4 protein-coding genes and 2 pseudogenes are annotated in these 7777 nt (G+C 66.3%); 3 read left to right on the forward strand and 3 right to left on the reverse strand.

From position 1 onward, the window contains the following. Positions 1–60: 60 nt before the first annotated feature. The 3 genes and pseudogenes from EA346_RS13185 to EA346_RS15015 all read right to left on the reverse strand — a co-directional run. On the reverse strand, positions 61–2994 hold the full coding sequence (locus EA346_RS13185) for a hypothetical protein (protein ID WP_296759366.1): 2934 nt from the start codon (positions 2992–2994) through the stop codon (positions 61–63). A 285-nt stretch (positions 2995–3279) separates the two neighbouring features. Further along, positions 3280–3372, reverse strand: a pseudogene (locus EA346_RS15010) (SEC-C metal-binding domain-containing protein); the annotation flags it as partial. A 1014-nt stretch (positions 3373–4386) separates the two neighbouring features. Beyond that, positions 4387–4875, reverse strand: a pseudogene (locus tag EA346_RS15015) (UPF0149 family protein); the annotation flags it as partial. Between the two features lie 400 nt (positions 4876–5275). Between EA346_RS15015 and EA346_RS13195 the strand changes: the two are divergent. From EA346_RS13195 to EA346_RS13205, 3 genes are all read left to right on the forward strand, one after another. Next, complete coding sequence (locus EA346_RS13195) at positions 5276–6196, forward strand: complex I NDUFA9 subunit family protein (RefSeq protein ID WP_296759369.1); 921 nt, start codon at positions 5276–5278, stop codon at positions 6194–6196. Between the two features lie 276 nt (positions 6197–6472). Further along, entirely contained in the window at positions 6473–6706 is a 234-nt protein-coding gene (locus EA346_RS13200; protein ID WP_296759371.1) for an ATP-binding protein, read from the forward strand. A gap of 77 nt (positions 6707–6783) precedes the next feature. Further along, positions 6784–7777: M20/M25/M40 family metallo-hydrolase (locus EA346_RS13205; RefSeq protein ID WP_296759374.1), on the forward strand; the 994-nt coding region annotated here is incomplete at its 3' end.

Below are 7777 nucleotides of genomic sequence, written 5' to 3' on the forward strand. Positions count from 1 at the left end.
CGTCATCCGCCAGCAGAGCGACAGGGACGGCTGGCGCGTTGCGCGTTTCGGCGCGCGGCCTCAGCGGGGAGCCTCCCGGGCAGCGCGCCAGGCGTCGAACCAGCGGCGGGGCCGCACGATGCGCAGGGTGGGCTCGCTGTCGCTGAGTTCGACACCGAGCGCGAGCGCACCCAGCCGGGCATACAGCGCGCCGTTGGAGACACCTTCTGCCAGTGCCAGATCGGCGAGCAGTGTCAGGTTCTCACCGCGGAGGTCGACATTGCTGAGCCGGATCCGGGTGTCGTTCAAATCGAGCTGCGCGGTACCTTCGATGTCACGCACGTCCAACAGCCGTCCCAGCCAGTCGCTGTCCCGCGCACGGCTGAGAAACAGCCGGGCCAGCAACCCGGTATCGCGCATCGCCAGGCCCACCCGACTCACCAGCGTGATCTGCTCGGTCCAGCGCAGTCGCGCATCGTCGAAATCCAGCTGCACCCACCAGTCGGCGTCGCCCCGGCGCTCGCCATCCTGGCGTTGCACGCGGTCCAGCCGCAGGGAGGAGTGATCCGCGTTGAAACGTCGGGTGGCCAGATCACCGTCCGTGAGCTGCAAGGCAAGATGCAGATCCCCGCGCAGGTGCTGGTCGAGCAACGCCAGTTCGGCATCGGAGGCATGCAGCGCCAGGGCGCCATGGGCATCGAGACCCACCAGGGTGAACTCACTGGACAGGCGCGCCCGGCCGCCGAGCAGCGTGACCCCGGCGTTCTTGGGCAGATAGTCGTTGTACCGGGTGAAATCCGGGACCTCCGTCATGGGCAGGGAGATATGCGTCGTGAAGTGCCGGGGTTCTGGCGACACCAGTACCTCGGAGAAGCGCTCGGTTCGGGTGGTCACGACCAGATCACGCCCCTCCAGGTGCGGCCGGTCGTCATCCTGGCGCTGCAGCGAATACTGCGGTATTCCGAGCGCAAGCCGGACCTGCTCCGGCGTATCCCACTGCGCGGTCAGTTCACCGCGGCCTGCCGCCTGATGGTCGAGAAAACGCACCTGCAATTGATCCGCCTCGACCCGCAGGTGGGTACCGGCCAGGATTCGCTGCTCCTCGAAAGCCCCCTGCAGGTGCAGCTGACCGTTGCCCTGCACCGCCAGGCCGTGGGCATCGGGCAGGAAGGCGTTGAGAAAACCGAGCCGCTGCAGCGTGCCTTCCAGAACGAACTGCCCCGTGGGAATGCCGTCGCGGCGCTGCAGGCGTCCTTCGCGCAGCAGCAGATCGCTCTCCAGACGCTCGGCATCCCGCCCCTCGCCTATTGCCTGCCAGCGCAACCGGCTGCCGCCGATATCCAGCCGTTCCCCGTCCAGCGCCACCTCGTTGAGGACGAGCGTCAGGTGCATGTCGCTCTCGAGGATGTGCTCCTGGAGCTGGGTACGCAGCTTGTCGCCGGAAATCGAGAGCGCGCCGCGCAGGTGGTTTGCCGTCACCTCCAACTGCCCCTGGCTCTGCGCACCGCCGCCGAGCAGCAGCAGGGGCGCGGGGTCGGAGAGAAACGGGGTCAGATAGGGCTGCAGCACACGGATATCGGGCAAGCGCGCGTCGCGCCACACGATCTCCGCGCGGGCGCCTTCCCTGGCCTGCTTCGGGTCGAACGGACTGGTCGCGGTCAGCCGCAGTTCGGCATCGGCGAGCAGCTGGCGCGCCTGGTGATGCAGGGTCGCCCCCGCCAGCACGGCATCGACCGTGACACGGTCACCGTCGTCCAGCCCGGCGCGCAGCGAACCTGCGCCGCTCGCCTCGTAACCGAGGGCGCTGACCTGCAGTTGCGGGGCCCGGACCTCCACGCGGGCATGCGCCGGTCGGGCATCCCGCATCTCGAACTCCGCCTCGAGCTGACCCGCGCCGCGCAGCCGGACTCCCCGGCCATCCAGCGCGTGCTGCAGGTACGGATCCAGCATGTCCAGGCGAATCACGTCGCCACTGAGCGCGAGCCGGGCCCGGGTGGGAGGTTCGAGCTGGTCCAGACGACGGTTGTCCAGTTCGGCGGCAAGCGTCAGTGCAGCCTGGCTGGCGTAAGGGGTGGTGTCCGCGAGCGACACGTCGCGCAGCCGCGTGGTGAAGAGGAGCTGCTCGGGGTGGTCGTCGGGAACACGCACGACCACTTCGCCCTCGCCGTCGGCACTGTGGGTGGTGCCTGCGGCCTCGAGCGTGACCGGCTCGCGATCGGGCCAGGTGACCTGGCGCCATCGGGGCTCGTCCACTTCCACCCGCAGTGCGGGCGAGTCCAGGCGCAGGGTACTGCCCGGCGCCAGCAGCCCCCGCGCCAGCGTCAGGTCTCCCTGCAACCGGCCGTAGCCGGAGAGGGCAAGCCAAGGCAGGGCGTCCAGATACGGCGTGAAGACATCCCAGGCGTCGGCATGAGCGTCCAGGCGCAGGTGACCGGACAATGCCTCGAGAAGGTCCGCACCGACCTCCATCGGGGCGACACGCGTCAGCGACGCCTCGCCGGTGAGCGCGATGTCGCGCACCAGCACGGCACCGTCGGCCTGGCGCTGCAGCAGGCCGCGGTCCAGGCGCAGCGCCAGATGAGAGATTTCCAGCTGCCGGGCCGTGAACAGGGTGTCCTCGAGACGCAGGGAACCGTCACCCTCGAGGGCGAGGTCGTTCAGCGTCAGGCGCCGGATGCCGTGGGCATCCAGTGAACGGATGTGCAGTTGGCCACGCAACAGCCCGAACAGGGAGAGATCCAGCGTAGCGCGCTCGGCGTCGACGGACAGCGCGAGTTCGTCGTCTTCACGTGCCAGATGGAATCCCTGGACCTCCCATCGGCCGGGGTGTCGGCTGCGACCACTCTCCCAACGGATTTCGACACCCTCCAGCTGGGACAGCCGCTGTGGCAGCCAATGGCTGTTGAGAAGCCAGTAGCTGCCCACCAGCCAAGCGATGACCAGGATCGCCAGTCCGGCCCCCAGCCAGGCGACCAGGTGATACCGCGAGCCGGGACGGAGCCGGCGATCCGGCATACCGGGCGAGCCCTTTGGCGTTGTTGCCGGTCCGTTGCCGTCCGCCACCGCTATGGCTCCGGGATGCCCGGAACCGGAAGGGTGTCCGTGTGCCTGAAATGCGTGTCTTTGGACAGCAAGGATGGCTCCTGTACCCGCGCCGGTGCGTCGACACAGCCGTCATCGTCGTGAAGACCTGCTGGGTGCTGCGCCTGCGCGTGCTGGCCGAATGCCCGGCGGGCCTCGCGAGCCGGAAGACCATCCACTACTACCGCCTCGATTCCGGCGCATTCGATCCCCTGCGGGTCATTCCATGGCCCGCATGCAGCACTTCTTGTACTTCTTGCCGCTGCCGCAGGGACAGGGGTCATTGCGGCCCACCTTGGGGGTTTCGCGAACGTACGGCATTTCCTGCTGCATGGGCCGCTCGCGAGACCAGGGGTAGTCGCTCTGCTCCTCCGGCATCGACCGGTCGTCCAGCCATGCCGGGTCGCCGCCGTGCTCCTGCGCAATGGACAGATCGTCCAGCCACGCAGCGTCGTCCTCGTCTCCCGGAATCCAGCCATCCTCCTCCCTCCAGCGTAACTGGCGCAGGCGGATCTCATTGGGATTGTAGAAGGACAGGAAATGGGCGCGCGGCCGGAGCGGACGATTCTTACCGCTGAAGCCACGCTCCACGTCGCCCACTCCGTACGGAATGCCGAAGGTCTGTGCCGCTTCGAAAGAACGGGCCTGCTCCATCAGCAGCGGGCGGAAGCGTTCCCTGGGATGATCCAACAGCACTTGCCCCCCCAACTCGCGGAACATCGCGTCTTCCGAGGGATCGGCGATTCTGGAAGCCACCCAGTCCAGCAGCGCTTCCAGACCATCGTCAACACCATCGCGATGCGAATCCGATAGCCACTCCATGGCAAGGCCGCGCCCGAAGGGGTTTACGGACCGATCCTCCGCGACCGCCAGCAATACCGGCCGGAGGAAGGCTTCCTTGCCCCGGCAGAGCTGGTCCCAGGATGGACTCAGCCACTCCCAGATCGCATCGTCGGGATTCGTGCCCAGGCGCCCCAGCGCCGCGGCCATTGCATTGCCGGCCGCCTCGCCGCGTAGCGCCCCAAGGATGTGCATGGCGTGAACCAGGACCCACCAGGACCCCGCTTCGTCATCGGCCTCGTGCTTCCACATGGCGTCGTCCGACAACAGTGCATGCAGGCGTGGAAGGAGGGTCTCGCCCCGGCGAATGCATTCGTCGATGAGGATACGCGGGACCTGATCCTCCCATTCCAGGAGCTTGGCCACCAGCTCCTCGTCGTCCATTTCAATGAGGTCGGCATCCGGCCACAGCTCGTAGAAGGGATCCTCATCGTGCAGATATTCCCAGGTCTGCTCGTCGGCAAACCGGAAGATCGCGATTTTGCGCACCGCCGGGGCGAGGACCCTTGCCAGCTCTTTGCTCGTCGCAGCACCGCCGGGGCCGGCCGCCGAGGGAACAAACAGCCCGCGCAGTTCCGGGTTGGCGATCGCCTGGATCGCGAGCATCGCCTTGGCCGCATCGATGTTGTCGTCGTTCCATGCCGACCAGGCTCGATCCGCGACCGCGATACCGGCCACGTAGCCCTTGCACCATCGCTCGGCCTCCGTCACCGACAGGGGTGGGTCGAAGCGGAAATTGCCGGCCCGGAGGGTATCGTTGATCTCCTCGAGGACACGCTGCAACGCGGCATGGGCATCCGGCGCCAGATCCTCCGACGACGACACGCCAAATCCCGCCTCGAGGCACCCTGCCACGGGCATTTCCTCCGGCGCGAGCAAACAGGCGGTCAGAAAGCCATGCAGACCCGCTTCCGTCCTCAGCGGGTCCACGGCGTGATCGATCAATGTTCGAAGGGCTGTGTTCACTTGCGACATAGGCACTCCCTGTTCCGACAGCGCATAACAACGGGCACCCCGATGGTAGCCCCCCGCCCCGCACCTGAACAAACCATCCCGGGGTCGGACCAAGCCATGCCATTGTAATTACTGAAAAAACACCCAATACAATGCCTGCTTACGAGCCTTAAACGGCCATTTTCGCTACAAAAAACGCCGCCCTAAGGAGGATAGCCCCGCCCGATTGCATACACTGGCCTTGCGATCCTTCGACCTTCAGGAAGCACTGCGCAGATGCGCTCGCCATTATCCGTCCGGGCAGGAAGATGTGGGAGGGCTCGATGACACGGCCGGCGATCAGGGCCACCTTTTTTCCTGTCGGAAGATCAGACTCCACGCCTTTGAACCATAAGACGAGTTACGGAGCAGGAGGGCCTCCATGGGCAACACCACGACAGTCTTCGGCGGAACCGGATTTCTGGGCAGCGCCATCGTGCAACAGATCGTGGCCTCGGGAAGACCGGTGCGCATCGCAGCCCGCCATCCGGCGCGGCCAGCCTGGGCGGGAGACGACGCTGCCATCGAACTGGCCACTGCGGATGTTCGTGATGAGGCCAGCGTTGCCAGGGCTCTCGAGGGGACCGTCGCCGCAGTGAATGCGGTGAGCCTCTATACCGAATCCGGCGGCAACGATACCTTCCACGCCGTTCATGTCGAGGGCGCCGGACGGGTGGCGCGCCTGGCGCAGGACGCTGGTGTCCGGCGGCTCGTGCTGATTTCGGGCATCGGCGCTGACACGGCCTCGCCTTCTTCCTACGTTCGCGCGCGTGCCCATGGCGAGCAAAGCGTGCGGGCGGGTTTCCCGGATGCCATCATCGTGCGCCCCAGCGTGTTGTTCGGTCCGCAGGATGCCTTCCTGTCGAACCTGGCCCGTCTCTCGCAACTCCCGGTGATCCCCCTGTTCGGTCGCGGCGATACCCGCCTGCAGCCCGTCCTCGTCGATGACGTGGCCAAGGCCGTAGCACACCTGACCGGGTCGGCCGATCCCGCATCACCGCTGTTCGAACTGGGCGGCGCGCAGGTGTACACCTATCGCGAGATCGTGAAACAGGTGCTTGCCCACCTGGGACGCCGCCGGCCGCTGATTCCGGTGCCCTTTTTCCTTTGGCGTGCACTGGCGGCGTTGGCGAGGCCTCTGCCCAACCCGCCCCTGACACGGGACCAAGTGCTACTGATGCAGCCGGATAACGTCGTCGGTGACGAAGTGGGCACCTTCGCGGACCTCGACATCACGCCGCGCTCCCTTGAGGAGAGCCTGCCGCATTGCCTTGAGCCGGCTTCACGCGAAGCAAAGCCCTAACGCTCTTGGCAGCCCGGGTTCCCCCCGTGGCCAGGAAATCCGCCACCTCCCGGCGTTCGAGGGACTTCATCCAGCCCGCCAGACGCGTCGGCGGCACTGCTCGCGGCATGACGCACGGAGATCTTCCAATGTAGCCGGGCAACATGCGGGCGCTCTGCCGTTTCGTGAACGGTCCGGGCTCGGGTCGGTCCGAGTCTTTGAGGCGCCGTGCGATAGCGTGTGGCGCCCCATTGTCGATGAACCACACCAGGGACAGACAACATCGAGGAGACTCCGATGACCGACAAAATGGTGGACGTGACGATTCATATCGACGAGCAGGTAGCCGCAGAGGAGCGTGAGGGCATTCAGAAGAAGCTGCGCAGTCTGGACGGGGTGATGGCTGCAGCCAGCCACGACCATACTCCCCATCTCATGATCGTGGAGTACAACCCGGACCTGATCGACAGCCGCAAGATCCTGGACACGGTCACCGATACCGGGGTCCATGCCGAACTGGTCGGCATGTAGCTTCGCCGCTCTTGGTCAGCGAGCCGCGCGCATCGCGGCCGGATCCCGGCAATCGATCAGGCGATCCGGGACGCTCGATGTTGCCCCGCGCAGTCATTGCCGCGTTGGGGCTGCTTCTGCTGCTTGCCCTCACCTCAGCGGGAGCGGCCTACTGGATGATGCTGCATATGCCGGGAGCGTCTTACCAGGGAACGCCAGCGCCCCTGGATGCCGAAGGGCGGGCGCTGCGCGACCGCCTGCAAGAACACGTCCGGATGCTGGCGGAGGAAATTGGCGAGCGTCATTACTGGCAGCCCGAAGCCCTGCGAGCGGCCGCCGACTATATCGACCAAACCCTCCGGGACGCCGGCCACGAGCCGGTCCGCCATCCTGTTCCGACGCGGGACCAAGAGTTCCACAACATCGAGGCGCGACTGCCGGGTAACACTCTGCCCAACCAGATCTTCGTGATCGGCGCGCACTACGACACGGTGCGCGGAAGTCCCGGCGCCGACGACAACGCCTCGGGTGTCGCCGTTCTGCTCGAACTGGCCCGCCTGTTACGCGATGCAGAGCTGGACCAATCCCTGCACCTGGTCGCCTTCGTGAACGAGGAGGAGCCGTTTTTCGGCACCGCCGCCATGGGCAGTCTGCGCTATGCCCAGGCGGCCCGGGAACGGGGCGACGACATCGTCGGCATGATCTCGCTGGAGATGCTGGGCTATTACAGCGACGAACCCGGCAGCCAGTCGTACCCACCGTTGCTCGGCCATTTCTACCCGGAGCGAGGCGATTTCATCGCCGTCGTCGGCAGCCTGAGCGCACGGCCGCTCGTTCGCCAGACCATCGAGGCCTTCCGGGAACACGCGGATGTTCCCTCCGAGGGCCTGGCCGCGCCCGAACTGCTGCGCGACGTCCTGCGCTCGGATCACTGGGCATTCCAGCAAATGGGTTACCCGGCCATCATGCTGACCGATACCGCCAACTTCCGAAATCCGCACTATCACGGGCCGGGCGACACCCCGGACCGGCTGGACTACGAAACCATGACGCGAGTGACCGTTGCGCTCGCCAGGGCGATCGAGACCATGA

This window comes from Thioalkalivibrio sp., from assembly GCF_007692535.1.
In the GTDB taxonomy this organism is placed as follows: Bacteria; Pseudomonadota; Gammaproteobacteria; order Ectothiorhodospirales; family Ectothiorhodospiraceae; genus Thioalkalivibrio.